Annotated in this window: 16 protein-coding genes; 7 read left to right on the top strand and 9 right to left on the bottom strand. The window is 60.7% G+C overall.

Annotated features, from left to right (window positions below):
- Positions 1-567 carry a lipocalin family protein gene (locus AXG89_RS19520; RefSeq protein ID WP_062171796.1) on the bottom strand — a complete coding sequence of 189 codons (567 nt, stop codon included), beginning with the start codon at positions 565-567 and terminating at the stop codon, positions 1-3.
- 633 nt (positions 568-1,200) lie between these two features.
- Between AXG89_RS19520 and AXG89_RS19515 the strand changes: the two genes are divergently transcribed.
- Positions 1,201-2,157 (top strand): AEC family transporter, encoded by a 957-nt coding sequence (locus tag AXG89_RS19515; RefSeq protein ID WP_062171793.1) that lies wholly within the window; start codon positions 1,201-1,203, stop codon positions 2,155-2,157.
- An 85-nt stretch (positions 2,158-2,242) separates the two neighbouring features.
- Here the strand turns inward: AXG89_RS19515 and AXG89_RS19510 are convergent, their stop codons facing one another.
- Positions 2,243-2,506: a DUF4148 domain-containing protein gene (locus AXG89_RS19510; protein ID WP_069638398.1), complete on the bottom strand. Its 264-nt coding sequence runs from the start codon at positions 2,504-2,506 to the stop codon at positions 2,243-2,245.
- A 548-nt stretch (positions 2,507-3,054) separates the two neighbouring features.
- Between AXG89_RS19510 and AXG89_RS19505 the strand changes: the two genes are divergently transcribed.
- Complete coding sequence (locus AXG89_RS19505; RefSeq protein WP_062003486.1) at positions 3,055-3,609, top strand: NADPH-dependent FMN reductase; 555 nt, start codon at positions 3,055-3,057, stop codon at positions 3,607-3,609.
- Between the two features lie 56 nt (positions 3,610-3,665).
- On the opposite strand, the gene AXG89_RS19500 is transcribed toward AXG89_RS19505, so the two are convergent.
- From AXG89_RS19500 to AXG89_RS44345, 4 genes are all read right to left on the bottom strand, one after another.
- Entirely contained in the window at positions 3,666-4,841 is a 1,176-nt protein-coding gene (locus AXG89_RS19500; protein ID WP_062171790.1) for a hypothetical protein, read from the bottom strand.
- 197 nt (positions 4,842-5,038) lie between these two features.
- On the bottom strand, positions 5,039-7,291 hold the full coding sequence (locus tag AXG89_RS19495; protein WP_062171787.1) for a hybrid sensor histidine kinase/response regulator: 2,253 nt from the start codon (positions 7,289-7,291) through the stop codon (positions 5,039-5,041).
- 183 nt (positions 7,292-7,474) lie between these two features.
- On the bottom strand, positions 7,475-7,795 hold the full coding sequence (locus AXG89_RS44350) for a phosphatase PAP2 family protein (protein WP_335671961.1): 321 nt from the start codon (positions 7,793-7,795) through the stop codon (positions 7,475-7,477).
- Positions 7,796-7,840: 45 nt separating this feature from the next.
- Positions 7,841-8,176 (bottom strand): hypothetical protein, encoded by a 336-nt coding sequence (locus tag AXG89_RS44345; protein ID WP_305954601.1) that lies wholly within the window; start codon positions 8,174-8,176, stop codon positions 7,841-7,843.
- Between the two features lie 659 nt (positions 8,177-8,835).
- Here AXG89_RS44345 and hpnD point away from each other — a divergent pair.
- Genes hpnD through AXG89_RS19470 form a run of 4 tightly spaced genes read left to right on the top strand, consistent with a single transcriptional unit; the run spans position 8,836 to position 13,617 of the window.
- On the top strand, positions 8,836-9,681 hold the full coding sequence (hpnD, locus tag AXG89_RS19485; protein ID WP_062003754.1) for a presqualene diphosphate synthase HpnD: 846 nt from the start codon (positions 8,836-8,838) through the stop codon (positions 9,679-9,681).
- Positions 9,681-10,952 (top strand): hydroxysqualene dehydroxylase HpnE, encoded by a 1,272-nt coding sequence (hpnE, locus tag AXG89_RS19480; protein WP_062171784.1) that lies wholly within the window; start codon positions 9,681-9,683, stop codon positions 10,950-10,952. The genes hpnD and hpnE overlap by 1 nt, the downstream gene beginning before the upstream one ends.
- Positions 10,952-12,937: a squalene--hopene cyclase gene (gene shc / locus AXG89_RS19475; protein ID WP_062171781.1), complete on the top strand. Its 1,986-nt coding sequence runs from the start codon at positions 10,952-10,954 to the stop codon at positions 12,935-12,937. The genes hpnE and shc overlap by 1 nt, the downstream gene beginning before the upstream one ends.
- A gap of 26 nt (positions 12,938-12,963) precedes the next feature.
- A complete protein-coding gene (locus AXG89_RS19470; protein WP_062172598.1) occupies positions 12,964-13,617 on the top strand; it encodes a phosphorylase in 654 nt (217 codons plus the stop codon).
- Positions 13,618-13,629: 12 nt separating this feature from the next.
- Here the strand turns inward: AXG89_RS19470 and AXG89_RS19465 are convergent, their stop codons facing one another.
- Positions 13,630-14,550 carry a LysR family transcriptional regulator gene (locus AXG89_RS19465; RefSeq protein WP_062171778.1) on the bottom strand — a complete coding sequence of 307 codons (921 nt, stop codon included), beginning with the start codon at positions 14,548-14,550 and terminating at the stop codon, positions 13,630-13,632.
- A gap of 115 nt (positions 14,551-14,665) precedes the next feature.
- On the opposite strand from AXG89_RS19465, the gene AXG89_RS19460 reads away from it, so the two are divergent.
- On the top strand, positions 14,666-15,370 hold the full coding sequence (locus tag AXG89_RS19460; protein WP_062171775.1) for an SDR family NAD(P)-dependent oxidoreductase: 705 nt from the start codon (positions 14,666-14,668) through the stop codon (positions 15,368-15,370).
- A gap of 46 nt (positions 15,371-15,416) precedes the next feature.
- Here AXG89_RS19460 and AXG89_RS19455 read toward each other — a convergent pair whose 3' ends face one another.
- A complete protein-coding gene (locus tag AXG89_RS19455) occupies positions 15,417-16,721 on the bottom strand; it encodes an MFS transporter (RefSeq protein ID WP_062003477.1) in 1,305 nt (434 codons plus the stop codon).
- Between the two features lie 74 nt (positions 16,722-16,795).
- Complete coding sequence (locus AXG89_RS19450; protein WP_062171773.1) at positions 16,796-18,175, bottom strand: NAD(P)H-dependent oxidoreductase; 1,380 nt, start codon at positions 18,173-18,175, stop codon at positions 16,796-16,798.
- Positions 18,176-18,186 lie beyond the last annotated feature (11 nt).

Raw genomic sequence — 18,186 nt, 5'->3', positions numbered from 1 at the left:
TCAGTGCAGCGTCTCGCGCAAGAGCGTGACGTCATAACCAAGCTTGCGCGCACGATTGATCAACGCCGTACGCATATGCGCCGATGGCTTCGCTTCACGCGTGAGTATCCATAGATATCGCCCGCTTGGTTCACCGACGATGGACCACGTGTAGTCATCGGCGTGATCGAGCACCCAGTAATCGCCCACATAGAACGGTCCGAAGAACGAAACCTTCAGCTTCGCGTTATTCGAATCAGCGACGATCTTGGCCTTGCCTTCGACCGATTTCGGCGTGCCGTCCACACTTCCCTTGCGGCACGAGTTGATCACCGATATCAATCCGTCTTCCCGTTTTGCGTAGTTCGCGGTGACTGCTTCGCAGCCCCGTTCGAAACGGTTTTCGTAGCGTGCAAATTCATACCATTGGCCGAGGTATCGATCGAGATCGACCGCCTTCGCAGGTTCCGGCACGTCGTCGTTGCCGCTCTTGCCACTTCCTGCTGATGCACAGGCAGCCAGCACGCCCAGTCCGCCGATCACCAGCAAAGCCGCGGCGCCGATGGTGACGGATCTCTTGAATGTCATGTATGTCCTCGTTATGTTTATGCAGTGGCGTGGCACTCTCAGCAAGCTTCGTTCCGTTGATTGCCGCGCTTGATCAGGTCCCGCATAAGCTCACCTTTAGCGACCGGATTCATGGTTGAAGGGTAGCCGAGAAGCCTGTTAGCAAAGGTATCCGTGTGTATCAACTGTTTTAACAACAGGCCGCAAGCCATTGATCACGCTCGCTTTAGTGATGTGTGTTCAACATTGAGGTGCAGCGTGCGAGTGAGTCTTAATGTGTTTTCTCATCACCGCACACCAGGGTCCCGTATTGCCTCACCTCAAGATGCACGACGCCGCACGATGGCTCGTACTCTGCATTGATCGCTGTATATCGCTCATGGAGAGAAGCAAAGTAGACGGCGCGTGATGAAAGCTCTCAAGCCCTTATGGTAAAAGGCTTTCCAGCCGATACCTGAGCCATTCGATGAACTCGGCAGGCATCCCCTATCTAGTTAGCGATACTTGTAATCACCCTTAGCGTGAGTTTTTGCGGGATACCAAGCTCACCTCCACGCAGGTCCCGAAATCGCTCACCTTTGGTTTTTGGCGCTCAGCGCCAACACGCATCTACCGCTATGCTTGGCGCCCTCGTCAATCAGTTGCGCTCTGCTCATGCCGTCGTTGGTCTCGTCGCTTTTCAAGCCGCTTTTCACCATCATCCTTCCTGTGTTCGGTCTCATCTTCGCCGGCTATGCATGCCGCAAGACGAATCGATTGGGACCGAATGCATCGTCGGAACTCAATCGCTTTGTCGTGTATCTCGCATTGCCCGCGCTGCTCTTCGACATCATGGCCACCACACCCTGGCGCTCACTCGATCAACCTGCGTTTATCGCTGCGTTCGGAATTGCATCGGGTGCCATCTTCGTGCTGACCTTGCTGATCAGCTTGAAACGATCAAAACATCTCGCCGATGCCAGCCTCGATGCACTCAATGCCGCCTATCCGAATGCAGGGTTTATCGGCTTGCCTTTGTGTGCGCTTGCGTTTGGTCACGCGAGCCTCGCACCCGCGGTGATCGCGTTGATCATGACGGTATGCGTGCTGTTCGCGGTGGCTATTGTATTGATTGAACTCGGGTTGCAGACCGAGAAGAACTTCGCCGCGACTATAGGCAAGGTGATCAAGTCGCTCGTGACCAACCCGTTGTTGTTCGCGCCGTTTGCCGGATGGTTATTGAGCGGCGCCGGCCTCACCATCTCGGGCGGCGCGGATACGTTTCTCAAGCTGCTGGGTGCAGCGGCAAGTCCCTGCGCGCTGGTCGCGCTTGGCTTGTTCCTTGGCGAGAAGTCGAAGGGTGGCGCTGCAGGAACGACATCGATGCTCGTCATCGGCAAGCTGATCGCGCAACCGTTGCTAACCTGGTGGCTGGCGTTTCATGTGTTCGCGTTGCCCATCTTGTGGGCGAAGACCGCCGTCATACTCAGCGCGCTGCCCACGGGCACGGGGCCGTTCATGCTGGCGGAGTTCTACAGGCGGGAAGCGTCGGTGACGTCGAGCACCATCCTGTTCTCGACGCTGATATCGCTCGTTACGGTGACGTTATGTCTCGCCGCCATCACGCGATGACGCACATAAAAAAGCCCGGCATATGGATGCCGGGCAAGCCTCATCGGAGCGAGGTGTGAGAAGAGTGTGCTTGAAGCGTGTCGGATTATTGCGCGCTGATACGCGCGCTGTTCGCCTGCATCACAGAAGCAGTACGCGATGCATCCAGCGCCTTCGCCGTTTGATACGGCAGCAATTGCGGATAACTTTCCGAATGAATCGTCTCGAGTTGACCGCTGTTTCTTGCCGCGATGAGTTCGGCCTTCACCTCGGCACGCGTTCTTGGCGCGACGTTCGAAGATTGAGCAAAGACGCTGGCTGAAGAAGCCAGCGCACCAATTAGCAAACTGCCGATAAGCGCGCGTTTCATGTGAACCTCTGATTTGGATGACGGCACGTCTTGCGCCATCGATATGAATCAGTCTATTCACATAGCTATCGGCGACCAATGTCGATTGAGAAAACATATTGTTGTAGTTTTCGCATGAATGTCGGCCGGTGGGGCGCTGAACGTTTCATCGTTGCGAGTTCGGTAAGAACCCGTTTCCGTGTTCGGTATTTTTCCTCTGTCACTTCGCCTTTATCCTTTTGCTGGGAACCAGCTTTTTGCCGCCAAACATCTGGCGGTTTAGTGCGAATTATTAAACATCCACAAAGTTGTCCACAGATTCTGTGGACAACTTTGTGGAAATCATCTCAAAAACGCGCTGAAAGGGGCATGTCAGGCGGCTCTCGCTTGGATTGCCCAATGCAAGGCCAAAGTGCTCGCTGATTACGCTTTTCGATCCCGCCGGTGCACATCGAGTCGCATAGCCTGATGGCCGTATCCGCGCCTATGATATTGCGACGATGCGTTGCAAAGCCGCGCGTTTAGTCCTTCATTTCATAACTCGATCAACTCAGTCGGAGGGAATAACCATGGCCTTTAGGATTGCGGTTGTTGTTGGCAGCATCCGGCGTGATTCGTTCAACAAGCAACTCGCGCACGCGCTGATATCCCTGGCGCCGCAGGATTTCTCGTTCGAGTTTCTCGATATCGCCAGCCTGCCGCTTTATAGCCAGGACTACGACGCCGATTTTCCCGAAGCCGCGCGAACGCTCAAGCAGAAGATATCGGAGGCGGATGGCTTGCTGTTCGTCACGCCCGAGTACAACCGCTCGATTCCCGGCGTGCTCAAGAATGCGCTCGACTGGGGTTCGCGGCCGTGGGGGCAAAGCGCATGGGCCAACAAGCCGGGCGCGTTGATCGGGACGTCGGTGGGGGCAATAGGCACGGCGCTCGCGCAGGCGCATCTGCGCAACGTGCTTGCGTATCTAGATGTGCCGCTGATGGGCCAGCCGGAAATGTTCATCAAGCACGACGAAAGTCGTATCGATGCAGCCGGCAAGATCGTCAACGACGACACCCGCAAGTTCCTGCAGGCTTTCGTCGATAAATACGTGGCCTGGGTCAAACGGATTTCGGCGGCTTGAGGCCCATAAAAACGGCCCGCCGAAGCGGGCCGTCAACAGCCAAGGCAATCAACGCATCACAGGTGATGATGCCCCGTCACGCGGTCCCAGCCGTGACGCACTGCGAGCTTGAAGCGCTCCCACGTATCTTCACCATGCGGATTACGGTTTTGCCAGTCGCGCTGCAGCTCGGTTTCCATCGAATCATCCCAGCTTCGGCCGCGATAACGATCATCGTTACCTAACGTTGCGCCGTAACGATACGCATCTTCGTATTCCTCGTAGCGTGCGCCGGTGGCCGCGTAACGCGATTCATAGTCGGTGCGGAAGTCGTCCTCGTACTCCATGTATTCGTCGGGCATGGAGTTGCGCGACAGCGGCAGGTCGGGCCGGAGCGGATCCGCAGCGGATTGGCTAAGCGACCCAGCAACGGGCGTAGCCAAGCTGGCACGTCGCGAAGACGTTTCGGTTTCATCGAGCGGATCAACCGGTGTAACGGGGCGCCAGCCCTGCGTCGTTTCGTGGGCTTCATCTTTTGCCGGCCATACCGAGCCGCTGGTCATCGGATCTCCCCCAGTCGCGCGGTACGTAGAATCGCTGCTGCCGGCGAACGGGTCGCGTGCAACCGGGCTGATCGGATCAAGCGAATCCACGGCTGCCGGCTCGCTCAGGTTGCCACGCGGATAGGCGCGGGCACGGGTATCGGCACGGGCTGTTGCGAGCGGATCGGCCGCCGGATTGACGGGAGCGCGTCCCGGCACGGCACTGCCCGAACCCAAGCCGAGTTCATCGAGCAACGAATGATCGCGGTCATCGGGAGCGGCAACAGTGCCGAAGCCCGCGCCTGGATGATTCAATGCGCCCCAGCTTGCGGCGCGTTCATCGATGTCAATTGCCCCTTGCTCGGCGAGCGTATGACGGGCTGCATCGGCGCGCTCTTCCGACGGCGTGTCGACCGCCACCAGAATTCCGCCACGCCGCACGGCTTCCGAATAATGTGCGACTTCAGGCGGCTGATCGCGACCGCCGAACAGCATTGAAAAGAACCGTTCGATGTTTGCCAGCACGCCGCCCGTTTCCGGCGGTTGCATTGCGCTGGTCGTCGGTTCGAGCGCGGGATCGGCCAGCGAAGACGGCTCCGGCGCGGCCTGGAGTTCAATGTCAGCGTGGGCGAAGCCCGAGGCCACCAGCGCGCTGCGCGCAACTTCGGCCTGATCGTAGGTGTCGAAGATACCGATAACTGTGTGTCGCATGGCTGCCTCCCTGGGTGGCCTTGGAGTGAGTTGCGACGCGATGTACATGTTTGTACGTATCTGCCGCAAGTCTCGCTAGGGTTCGCAACTCCCGTGCCGGGTCGCGCGGCAGGCGCAGCAGGGCGGCGCGGGAAGTGCCAATTCCCCGCGTTCCCATGAAAAGTGCGGACGTTTTTACAAAACCCGGGCCAAAAAACTCAGTGCGGGGCCTCGCCGTGCTCGGCGCGTGCCGTCAGGTCTTCGCGAATGGCTTGAAGAAGGGAGTCGAGCAGGCCGATATCGAATGGTTTCGACAGCACGCGCGCATCCACATGACGTGCGCGGTCGAGTTCTTCCGCGTAGCCGGTGACGAGGATCACGGGCACGCGCGGCGTCCACGTCTGCAGGATCTCCGCCAGGTCGATGCCGTTCAGCTTGCCGGGCATATGGATATCGGAGAGAACGACGTCGAACGGCAAGGCGCCTCCCGTGGAGGCATTCTGCCGGGCAAGGTCCAGCATTGCGATCGCGCCGTCGGCGTTGAAGATATGCGTGACCTGATGGTTCATCATCGTTAACAACGCTTCCGTGCCAGCCGCCACTTCCTCGTTGTCCTCCACCAGCAGCACGCGCAAACCCGCCGAGTCGCCGGGCGCGGCGGTCTCGTTGGGAACGTCGGGTGTCTGCACCGCCGATGCACTCGCCCGCGGCAAATAAAGCCGCACCGACGTGCCCGCACCCACAGCGCTGTCGATGGTCGCAACGCCGCCCGCGCGCTCGCAGAACGCGAATACTTGCGGCAATCCGAGCCCGGTGCCCATGCCCTTCGACTTGGTGGTGAAAAGCGGCTCGAACGCGCGGCCGAGAATCTCGGGGCTCATGCCGTCGCCGGTATCTTCGAGCGTCAGTTGCACGAACTCGCCGACTATCGGAAAGCCGTCTTCGTGGCGAAACTGCACATTGTCGGCGCGCACGGAGAACGTGCCGCCGTTGGGCATGGCGTCGCGGGCGTTCACCGCGACGTTGATCAGCGCGAGTTCGAGTTCGGCGGCATCGACGCGAATCGGCCAGACATCCGAATCCGATTCCAGCGTCAGCGCGACCTTCGCCCCAAGCGATGCCTTCAGCAGTTCGCGGCACGCGGGCAGCCATTTGCCGATCGCGATGGTCTCATTGCGCAGCGGCTGCTTGCGCGCCACGCCGAGCAACTGGCGTGTCAGCGACTGGCCGCTTTTGAGCGCGCGTTCCATTGCCGACAATTCGCGGTCGAGTCCCGGCGCGCCGCGCCTTCGCGCGATCTGCACATTGGTGGAAAGGATCATCAGCAGGTTGTTGAAATCGTGCGCGACGCTGCCGACCAGATTGCCGAGCGCTTCCATCTTGCGCGCCTGCCGGTAGGCCGATTCGATGGACCGGCGCATCGACGCTTCCGCCTGCCAGCGTTCCCACGCGTCTTCTTCGTTGGCGAGACGGCGCAGCGACAGCCAGATCACGCCCCACAAAACGATGCAAGGCGCGAACAGCGACAACACCAGTACGCTGACATGCCTGTACCAGCCGGCCCAGATCGTTGCGATGGGGTAGCCGCTCGATACATAAACGGGGTAGGTGCCCACGCGCCGGAACGCGACCACTTTCATCTGGTTATCGAGCCCGGAGCGCATACGCACGACGCCCGCGTGCCGGTCCGACAAATACGCTTCGCGCAGCGGCGAACTGGCCGCGAGTTCCATGCGATTCGCCGGGCGCACCGGATACCACGCGAGCACGGCGCCGTCGGCCCTTGTCAGGCCGAGGGAAACGCTGGTGTTATCGCCGAGCAGTTCTTCATAGAACCCTGCGAAGTAACTCGGACGCAGCGCGATCGAAACAATCCCGGCGAACTGGCCGTCCGGCGCCTTGCGCGGCACGGCGGTATTGAAAACGCTTTCGCCCACTACCTTGCCCTGCATGACGCTCGAGACATTCTCGACCGCCGGACGATCGCGCACGGCAACGAAGTCCTCGCGCGTGGCAATGGATATATCGGGTGCCGGGAACACCCGGCTGGTGGCGATCAGCCGTCCATCGGCGCCGAAAATGCTCACCGATGCCACCTGCGGATAGCCTCCGCCCATCGCCTTGAGTTTGTCGTGGATGGATGCCTCGTCGCGGCGCAGCGTGACGTCGTCAACGCCGTCGATCAGATCGATTACGCGTGCGTTGAGCGTCTGGTTCATATCGAAGACTTTCAGCGCATGCTCTTCGGCGACGTGGGCGTTGCGCTCGGCCACCTCGGCGGCATCGGCTTCCCGCGCCTTCAGGTCGCTCCACGACATGACCGCCACGTAGAGGCAAGGCAGGACAATGGCTGCGATCAGCAAGACCCGCAACGTGGCGCGCTGAGCGGCGAAGTTGCGCTCGGGCACGACCGGGAACGGCGGCTCGTCTTGCCAGTGGTCAGCGCCTGAGTCCTCGCGATGCGGCGTCATGGATCGTTTTCACTTGAGTGCGGATGGTTCCGGCTGCGCGGGATGCGCGCTGATTACCTGGCGCGCATAAATCATGCCGTTATCCCATGTCGGCGCCTGACGCGATTCTATTTGAAATCGGATGGTTTTTTTGGAGGAGTTGCGCGGGAAGTTGGGAAACCGTGCGCAATGCATGCCCTTGTGCTAATGCGAATGGGGTTTAAGAAGATATTGCGCAATCTGACGCACTTCGTCGAATTGGCTGACGAGTTTGAAACAAATAATGAACGCCCGCGCGCCACTCGGGCCGGGGTATTGGTTGATAAATCGCAGGACGGGCTGTGTGACCGCCGGCCGGATTTCATCTCTCGTCAACAAATACGTGATCATCATTCCGAGTAAAGCGCCGGCAATGATATCGGTCGGATAATGCAGTCCCAGGTACACGCGCGGCAAGCAGATAAAGACGAGCGTATAGGCAAGAGCGGCAAAGCCCGCGCGTTTCCAGACAATGAAAATTCCCATCGAGACCGCCATCCAGATCATTGCGTGGTCACTCGGGAATGAACTCTAGCTTCTCAGGACCTCATCAAACCTGGCGCCAACCGGCATGGTGAAATGCAGATCGGAATTGAAGCGTGGCCGCGAACGAAACGGGAGGAAATAGGCCAAACCGCGGCCCACAATCAAGGCGACCAGACCAGAAGCAAATGTCGCGATGACAACTTCCCGCCGCCAGGGTGCACGATTGTCAGGGCTGAACCAAAGCCACCAAAGCGCTGCGACCAGCAGTAATCCTTTTGCGATATAAAGTCCCGCCAAAGAGCCAATGGCGAAATTGATTCCGGGGGAAACGAACGAGTGTCGAGCGATAAAACCAAGGATCGAAGCATCGAAGCCGTTCATATTGGATTTTCTCGCTTATCCAGCAAGCCATTAATCGAGCGTTCCCCTGCATGCGGCTTATGTAATTTGCGTCGGTGCTATGACGACATTTATTAGTAATATTTATGCCACAAAAATGTCACAAACAAATAGCTCAAAGTCGCCTTTACGGCGGCCTCATCGGACAGGGGGCGTCCTCTCGATTTGCTGCGCTTATAAAACCGGTGCCTTAATTCGGGTGCGACAAGCTTTTATGCTTGGCTGGGAGCGGGTAACTGGCGATTGATATCAGCGGTCAGACCTGAATCGTTGGGGATTTCCTCGCGGTCATCGAGCCGATCCACCGTGTGGTATGCACGCGATCCGAAGGACACGGCGCGCTGATCCGCACGATCTGCAACGAGGGTTACATGCTGACGGTAGATGTTTTGTACGAAGGTTGACGCGGTTTTCCGAACCGCAGAAGTCGCCTAGGGGCAATCGGTCACAAACATTGATATACTTTTCGTCGCTTCAGGCGTCGTTTGAGCGTGTTCCTTAAACTGCTCCAACGCAGCAAGAAGCCGGTTCGCGCCGGTTTGCACGAGCGTCCGCTTGGCCTTTACAACACGGCCGGGCGTTTCACGCACGGCGCCCGATCTAACACTACTGCCCTTGGGGGCGCCACAGCGGAGTCCGTCTTGGCCGTTTCCAATCTTATCGCCGATGAACCTGCGCCCGACGCCGCCAAAGCGTCCTCGGGCAGCTCGTTCTATCTCGCCATGCGCATCCTGCCGGCTGCGCAGCGTGACGCGATGTACCAGGTCTACGCGTTTTGCCGCGCGGTGGACGACATAGCCGACGACGGCACCATGCCGCGCCACGAACGCGCTGCCGCGCTCGAGCAATGGCGCACGGATATAGACGACTGCTACGCCGGCAAGCCGCGCAAGTCGCTGAGCGCGCTCACGCAGCACATCCACGCGTTCCATCTTTCGCGCGATGACTTCATCGCCGTGATCGACGGCATGGCAATGGATTCAGAAGACATCGTTGCGCCCGACGAAGCCAGCCTCGACCTTTATTGCGATCGCGTGGCGAGCGCGGTGGGGCGTTTGTCGGTGAGGATATTCGGGATGCAGGAAGATGCCGGACGGCGTCTCGCGCATCATCTCGGCCGCGCCTTGCAGTTGACCAATATCCTTCGGGATATCGACGAAGACGCGGCCATCGGCCGGGTTTATCTGCCGCGCGAATTGCTGTCACGCGAAGGCATTTCCACCACCGACATTGCATCCATAGTCGGCGACGCCCGCTTGCCGCGTGTGTGCCTGACCATTGCCGAACGCGCCCGCATTCACTACGCCCAGTCCGACGCCATCATGGCCAACGCGCCGCGTGCCCAGGTCAAGGCGCCGCGGATCATGTCGGGCGCGTATCGCTGCGTTCTCGAGGCGAACCTGAAGCGTGGCTTCGATCTCCCGCGCAATCACGTCCGTACGCCACGTTCACGGCTGTTGTGGATCGTGGCGCGCAACGTGTTCTGATGTCACGGACAGTTCATGTCATTGGCGCTGGATTATCCGGGCTTGCCGCCGCGGTCCAGTTGCAAAGGCGCGGCGCGCGGGTCGTGCTGCACGAAGCCGCGCCGCATGCCGGCGGCCGGTGCCGCTCGTACTTCGACATCAAGCTCAACGCCACGATCGACAACGGCAACCACCTGATCCTGTCCGGCAACCACGCCGCGCTCGGGTTTGCCAAAGCCATTGGCGCCGCCGACGAACTCATCGGTCCGACCCAGCCCGACTATCCGTTCATGGACCTGCGCAGCGGTTCGCGCTGGACCCTGAAGATGTCGCCGGGAAGGTTTCCAGGCTGGATCTTCGATTCCGCCACGCGCGTTCCCGGCACCATTCCCGCCGATTATTTCGCGCTTGTGCGACTGCTGTTTGCCAATCCGGGACGCAGCATCGGGCAAACACTGCGCGCGAACGGCCGGCTCTGGGACGCAATGCTCGATCCGTTCTTGCTCGCGTTGCTCAACGTCGATCCGCGTGAAGGCAGTGCCGTGCTCGCCGGCAACGTGCTGAAAGAAACGGTGCTGCAAGGCGGACAGGCATGCCGGCCAATAACGGCGCGCAATGGCCTGGGCCATGCGTTTATCGAACCGGCTTTGAGGCTCCTGCAATACGGCGGCGCGGAGATACGGCTCGGGTCGCGCTTGAGCGCAATCAGTTTTGCCGGCAGTGATTCGAAGACGCGCGTGGTGACGCTGGATTTCGATGAAACGCGCGTCGATCTCGGCCCGAACGAGGGCGTCGTGCTCGCCGTGCCCGCACAGGTCGCGCGGGAACTCGTGCCGGGGCTCACCGCGCCGACCGAATTTCGCGCGATCATCAATGCGCATTTCGCCATTGATCCGCCGCTTGCATTCGAATCCATGACCGGTCTGCTCAACGGCACGGCCGACTGGCTTTTCGCCTTCGATGACCGCCTGTCCGTGACCATCCACGACGCCGACAGGTTCACCGATACCCCGCGCGAAACCCTTGCCCACACGCTGTGGCAAGAAGTAGCGAAAGCCGCGCGTTTGCCGGTTGAACGCATGCCGACCTGGCAGATCGTTACCGAAAAGCGCGCGACGTTCGCCGCGCTGCCGAGCCAGGAAAATCTCCGGCCGGCGACCCGCACCCGCTGGCCCAATCTCATGCTGGCGGGCGACTGGACGGCCACCGGGCTGCCTGCAACCATAGAAGGTTCGATCCGCTCCGGCCAGAAGGCCGCGGACCTCCTCATGAATCCCCCGACGGAACTCTGATGAACGATTTTGTCCAGCCACCCGATGCCTCAAACGCGCCAGTCAGCGCGGCGGCGTTGGAGGCATCGGTATCCCGCGCGGCCGACGCGCTGCTCGCCGATCAGCATCCCGAAGGCTACTGGCTCTACGAACTCGAAGCCGACGCCACCATTCCCGCCGAGTACGTATTGCTCGTGCATTACCTCGGCGAGACGCCCAAGCCCGACCTCGAAGCAAAGATCGGCCGGTACTTGCGCCACATCCAGCGCGACGACGGCGGCTGGCCGCTGTTCACCGACGGCGCCATGGACGTCAGCGCCACCGTCAAGGCGTACTTCGCGCTGAAGATGATTGGCGACCTGCCCGAAGCCGAGCACATGCAGCGCGCGCGCCGGGCGATCATCGCGGCCGGCGGCGCGGAAAAATCGAACGTGTTCACGCGCATCCTGCTCGCGCTGTTCGGCGTGATTTCATGGCGCGCCGTACCCATGATGCCCGTTGAAATCACGCTCTTGCCCGAGTGGTTTCCGTTCCATTTGTCGAAGGTGTCTTACTGGGCGCGGACCGTTATCGTGCCCTTGCTCGTGCTCAACGCGAAGCGGCCGAAGGCGCGCAATCCGAAGGGCGTGCGCATAGACGAGCTTTTTTTCGATGCCCCTGTCAACACCGGCATGGCCGCACGCGCGCCGCATCAGCATCAGGGCTGGTTCGTGTTGTTCCGCTGCGTGGATGCCGTGCTGCGCACCGTCGATCCGCTGTTCCCGCGTCATACACGCCAGCGCGCAATAGAAGCGGCCGTGCGTTTCGTCGATGAACGGCTCAACGGCGAGGATGGCCTCGGCGCGATTTTCCCCGCGATGGCCAACTCCGTGATGATGTACGACGTGCTGGGCTATCCCGAAGACCATCCGAACCGGGCGATTGCGCGCAAGTCGATCGAGAAGCTCTTGATCATCGATGAAGCGCCCGGTGGCGAGGCGTACTGCCAGCCGTGTTTATCGCCCGTGTGGGACACGTCGCTCGTCGCGCACGCGTTGCTCGAAGCCGATACACCGAAGGCGCGGGCGGCGGTATCGCGTGGACTGGACTGGCTCGTGCCGTTGCAGATCCTCGATGTCCGCGGCGACTGGATCTCGCGCCGGCCGACTATCCGGCCCGGCGGCTGGGCGTTCCAGTTTGCGAACCCGCATTATCCGGACGTCGACGACACCGCCGTTGTCGCCATGGCAATGGATCGCGCCGACCGCGAAAACGGCACCGCGCTGTACGGCGAAGCGATTGCGCGCGGGCGGGAATGGGTCGTCGGCATGCAAAGCAGCGACGGCGGATGGGGCGCGTTCGAACCCGAAAACACGCAGTATTACCTCAACAACATCCCGTTCTCCGACCACGGCGCGTTGCTCGATCCGCCTACGGTGGATGTGTCGGGACGATGTCTATCGATGCTCGCGCAGCTTGGCGAGTTGCCCGCGACGAGCGAGCCGGCGAAGCGCTCGCTGGATTACATCCTGCGCGATCAGGAACGCGATGGAAGCTGGTACGGACGCTGGGGCCTGAACTATATCTACGGGACGTGGACCGCGTTGTGCGCGTTGAACGCGGCTGGATTGCCGCTGACCGATTCGCGGATGCAGCGCGCCGCGCAATGGCTCATCAGCATCCAGAACGCCGATGGCGGATGGGGTGAGGGCGGCGAGAGTTACAAGCTGGATTATCGCGGGTATGAAGCGGCGCCGAGCACGGCGTCGCAGACATCGTGGGCGTTGCTCGGGTTGATGGCGGCGGGGTTTGTCGGTCATCCGGCGGTGGCGAAGGGCGTCCAGTATCTGACGTCCACGCAGCGCGAGCACGGGCTTTGGGACGAAACAAGGTTCACGGCGACCGGCTTTCCGCGCGTGTTTTATCTGCGATACCACGGCTATAGAAAATTCTTCCCGCTTTGGGCGCTGGCTCGTTACCGGAACATGCTGCGCGATGGCGCCACGCGCGTGATGGCGGCGATGTGAGCTTGCCCGTTATCGCGGTAACGGGGATGGCGTTTGAAGCGCGCATCGCGCGCGGGCCCGGCGTCGAGGCGGTGTTTGCGGCTCGGGCGGATTTGCTCGAGCGCGCATTGAGCGAGGCGTTGGCACGGGGGTGTTCCGGTATCGTCAGCTTCGGGACGGCTGGTGGTCTTGCGCCGGAGCTGGAGCCGGGGACGGTGATCATTGCGAGCGCCGTGTCGGGGCCGCTTGGGGTTATCGATACGGATCCCGAATGGTCTGCGCGGATGTTTGCGGCTTTTGCCGGAACGCCGGTCGAGGCGAAGGCTGTTCGAGGGACGATGGCCGGCGTTGCGGCGCCGCTGGCGGGGGAGCAGGAGAAGCGCTCGCTTTATCGGTCGACAGGGGCGCTGGCGGTGGATATGGAATCGCATATCGCCGGGGCCATTGCCCAAGCGCGGGGGTTGCCGTTTGCCGTTTGCAGGGCGATTGTGGATCCGGCCTGGAGGAGCTTGCCGAAGGCCGCGACGGTCGGGCTGCGGGATGACGGGACTACTACGATCTTGCCGATTCTGCGGGAGCTTTTACGGGAGCCGAAGCAGCTTGGGGCTCTGTTGAGGATTGCGGGGGATGCCAGGGCGGCGAAGGGGTCGCTGGTGCAGGCGCGGCATGCGATGGGGATGGCGGGGGTGTTGAAAGCGTAGCTCCGCCGTCCGCTACTTTTCCACCCGCGCAGCCGTTCCCCGACACACACTCAGCGCCAACTGCCGAAGCCATCGATGAACCGGATCGACTTCCAAACGTGGGTGCCACATCTGCGAGACCGTGATCTCCTCGGTCTTCACCGGCAGCTCGAAAGCATGAATGCTGGCGGATTCGGGCTGACCGTTCACAAGTGAAGCGGGCACGAGCGCAATCAGGTCAGAAGCGCGTGCCACGGCGAGCGCTGCAGGAAAGCTCGGAACCACCGCGACAATCGTCCGCTCCAGCCCTAAAGCAGCCAGCGCTTCATCCACCGGTCCGTTCGTGCGGCCGTGCCGAGAAGCAACCACATGGCCAAACGCTAAGTATCGTTCAGCCGTTACTTTGCGTTTTGTCGCGAGCGAATGTTCCTTCCTGACAACGCCAACAAAGCGGTCCCGAAACAAGGCCTGCACGCGGACTTCCGGTCCCATCGCGCCCAGAACGCCGATTTCAAGATCAGCGGACCCGTCCCGCAAATACGCTGCCGTCTTCTCAAGCTTGGGCGCAAAACGCAAACATACGCGCGGCGCAGCGGAACTCGCCGCAGCAATAAGCGACGCGCCGAAAGCTTCCACGAAACCATCGTTGGCGCGAATGGTGAAGGTTCGCTGCAACGTCGAAAAATCCGGTTCCATCGTCGATGGACGGAGCACGGCGCGCGCATCATGAACCGCGTTCTGCGTGCGCTGACGCAGCGTCTCTGCATGGGGCGTCAACACCATCCCACGCCCCGCGCGCACCAATAACGGATCCCCGGTCGTCTCACGGAGCCGGGTCAGGGTCCGGCTCATTGCCGACGCGCTCAATCCCAGTCGACGCGCAGCCCCGGCCACGCTGCCATCGGCGAGCAGCACATCAAGCGCGACGAGTAGATTCAGATCAGGTTCTGCCATGCCTTGATCGTAGCATGGCGTTTGGTGCAGGTTATAAGTGCAATTGCTGCGTCTTCCGCCATGTCTGATGCATCGATATAGTCGCTGTGTGGTATCGACACACAGGGAGCTAACCATGCAAGACACATCTAAACAGAAAACCGTCCTTTTGATCGGCGCATCGCGCGGCCTCGGATTCGCGATGGTCGAGGAATACCTCAAGCGCGGCCGGCGCGTGATCGCCACCGGCAGGGACGGCTCGACACAAAAGCTGCGCCAACTCTCGGACCGCGCTCAGGGCGCGCTTGAAGTCGAAACAGTCGATATCACCATTCCCGATCAGGTCGCCACGTTGCACGACCGTCTCGAAGGCCGGCGACTGGATGTGCTTTTCGTGAACGCGGGCGTCAAGAACGATGATCGCGAAACGATCGCCGATGTATCGACCGATGAATTCGTGCGTGTCATGGTGACGAACGCGTTGAGTCCGATGAGGGTTATCGAAGCGTTTCAGGACCGTGTGAATCCGGGCGGGACAATCGGCGTGATGTCGTCGGGGCAGGGGAGCGTGACGAACAATACGAACGGCAATTACGAGGTCTACCGGGGCAGTAAGGCGGCGCTCAACATGTTCATGCGCAGCTTTGCCGCGCGCCACAAAGACGACGCGAAAACCCTTCTGTTGATGGCGCCCGGATGGGTCAAGACGGACATGGGCGGGTCGGGCGCGCGTCTGACTATCGAAGAAAGCATTCCGAACCTGCTGAATACAATGGAGGCCTACGAAGGGCACTCCGGATTGCATTACCTGGATTACCTGGGGCGGGTCGTTCCCTGGTGATCGTGGCGTAACCGGCTCGCAACAAACCGGTTACGCCACGTTCAACTCACCGGTCCGCCAGCTTCCCCGATATGGTCCTGACCAGCAACGCCCCGAGCACCAGGCACACGGCTACGAAGTACAGTCCCATCCGGTTATCGTGCGTGGTGACATTGAGCCAGCCCACCACATAAGGCGAGACAAACCCCGCCAGATTTCCCACGCAGTTGATCCCGGCAATCCCGACCGCCACCGACGTCCCCGCAAGAAACGACGATGGAATGCTCCAGAACAGCGACAGCGCCGACAAGATCCCGGCGGCTGCGACGCTGAGCCAGATCACGGCGAGCACGGGGTGATGCCCCACATAACCGCTCGCCGCGAACCCAACCGCGCCGATCACGGCAAGCACCGAAAAATGCATGCGGCGCGAGCGGAACCGGTCCGAACTCATGCCCGTCAGCACGATCGCCGGGATGGCGACAAGATAAGGAATCGCCGATAACCACCCGATGACGGAGACATCGGTAAGTCCGGAATCCTTGATGATCGACGGCAGCCAGAAACTGATCCCGTACAGCCCGATGATCTGGCAGAAGTAGACTGCGCAAAGCTTCCAGATATGTTTATCGGAGAGGATCGCACGCAGGTTGTGGTGCGTCGTTTTCTCGGCGTCCTCGCGATCGATCTCGCTGGTGACGAGGTTCTTTTCGGTATCGGTGAGCCACTTCGCCTGAGTGGGTTTGTCGACCATCAACGCAAGCACGGCGATGCCGCACAAGAGCGCCGGCAATGCTTCGATAAGAAACAACCATTGCCATCCCGCCATGACGGTGGAATGCGCGAAGCGCGTCAACACCCAGCCCGACAGCGGACCGCCCACGACGCCCGAGAGCGGTATTGCAATGTAGTACACGCCAAGCGCAAAGCCGCGCTTGCGCGCGGGAAACCAGTACGTCAGGTACAGCATGATGCCCGGCGAGAATCCGGCTTCGGCCACGCCCAGGAAAAATCGCGCGGTGTAGAACTGCACCGGTGTCTTGACGAACAGAGTCGCCGCGGAAATGAGCGCCCAAGTGATCATGATCCGCGCAATCCACAGCCGCGCGCCGACCTTGTGAAGCATCAGGTTGCTCGGCACTTCGAAGATGAAATAGCCGATGAAGAAAATGCCCGCGCCCAAGCCATAGACGGCATCGCTCATGTTGAGCGCGCTGAGCATCTGCAGTTTCGCAAAGCCGACATTCACGCGGTCGAGATACCCGCACAAATAACAGAGCACGATAAACGGCATGATGCGCCAGCTTATCTTGCGGTAGACGTCGGTACGCGCCGTTGGCGTGACCACGATTGTGTCGCTGATATGGCTCATGTCTCCTCCGTCGCCCTTTGGCGGGCGTTATAGAGAACAATCACGCGGACAAGGCCCGCGTGATCAAGGGGTTCCTACGATGCGAGCTTGGCCGCTGCCACCTCCACGCCAAGTTCCTTCCTGAACATCGCTTCCATTTCGAGGCGAACTTTTACGGCTTCCTTGGTGGCATCGAAGGCGACATCGGTCCAGCGAACCGGCTGACCCGCGGCAACGGGCCGCTGCAGCACCATGTTGTGCGCCAGGCCGATGGGCAACGCGCCCTGCATCAGCGAGTCGACCGCGGGCATCAGCTTGCCGTAGACGGTGTGGCCGCCTTCGCCATCGAGCCGCTCGCCCGCGCGCAAGTCGCGCTTCGCGGTGGCCGCGACATCGCCATGAAAGCCGGTGGTTGCGCCGGTTGCTTCACCGCGCACGGCAATGCTCGCAATCGATATCCCCAGTTCCAGCCCGATCAGGTGATACGGCTTGTACATGGCCGCGAAACGTCCGCTGCTGTCGGTCTTGAGCCCGTATTGCGCAAAGCAGTCGCGTACATAATCCGATGGCGCTTCGAAAACCGCATACACGCCCCATCGCAAGTCGCGGAACACAGGCCGTCCATCGCGTTCGAGCGATGACACCACTTCCACGCTTCCCCGATGCGGGAGAATTCCGCCTTCGGACGCGGGCTTCAACAGGTTCGGAAGGTCATCGACGCCGCATGCCGGGAACGTGAGTCCGTCGGAAGGCGGCCGCAAGTCGCACGCATTCGATACAGCCGCCATCTCCAGCGCCGATTTCGTGCCATCCAGAAACGAGTTGAACATCTGCGCGTTGAAGTCTCCCGATCCGACTTGTTCCTCGGTGAAACCGTAGTAGCTCCATACTGTGTCGGGCGTGGACTGGTGATAGACCGGCAGATACTTCGTGCCTTTGCCGGCGCAGATCACCTTGAAGCCGATGGTGCGTGCCCAATCCACCATTTCCGCAATCAGCGCGGGCTGATCGCCCGATGCCATCGAGTAGATGATGCCGGCTTCAGCCGCGCGTCTTGCCAGCAACGGACCTGCGAGTACGTCGGCCTCGACGTTCACCATCACGATGTGCTTCTTGTGCTTGCAGCAGAGCAATGCATGATGGATGCCCGCGGCGGGACTGCCGGTGGCATCGATCACGATATCCACGTGGTCACTCGCGATCATGGCGTCGGCGTCGTCGGTGATGAACGTCGAGCCGCTGCGCAATGCTTCGGACCACGAAGCAGCGGAATAACGCGCTTCTTCCCAGCCTACGCGACGCATCGCGTTGCGCGCCCGCTCAGGAGAAATGTCCGCGATACCAACCAGATGAATGCCAGGCGTGCGCGGGGCTTGCGACAGATACATCGAGCCAAATTTTCCTGCGCCAATCAAGCCGACGCGAACCGGCCGGCCTGCTTGAGCGCGTGCTTCGAGTTTCGCTATGAGCGACATGCTGTCTCCTT

It is taken from the genome of Burkholderia sp. PAMC 26561 (genome assembly GCF_001557535.2).
Taxonomy (GTDB): Bacteria; Pseudomonadota; Gammaproteobacteria; order Burkholderiales; family Burkholderiaceae; genus Caballeronia.
The sequence above is the reverse complement of the archived record's forward strand: the minus strand, read 5'-3'. Positions and strand labels throughout refer to the sequence as shown.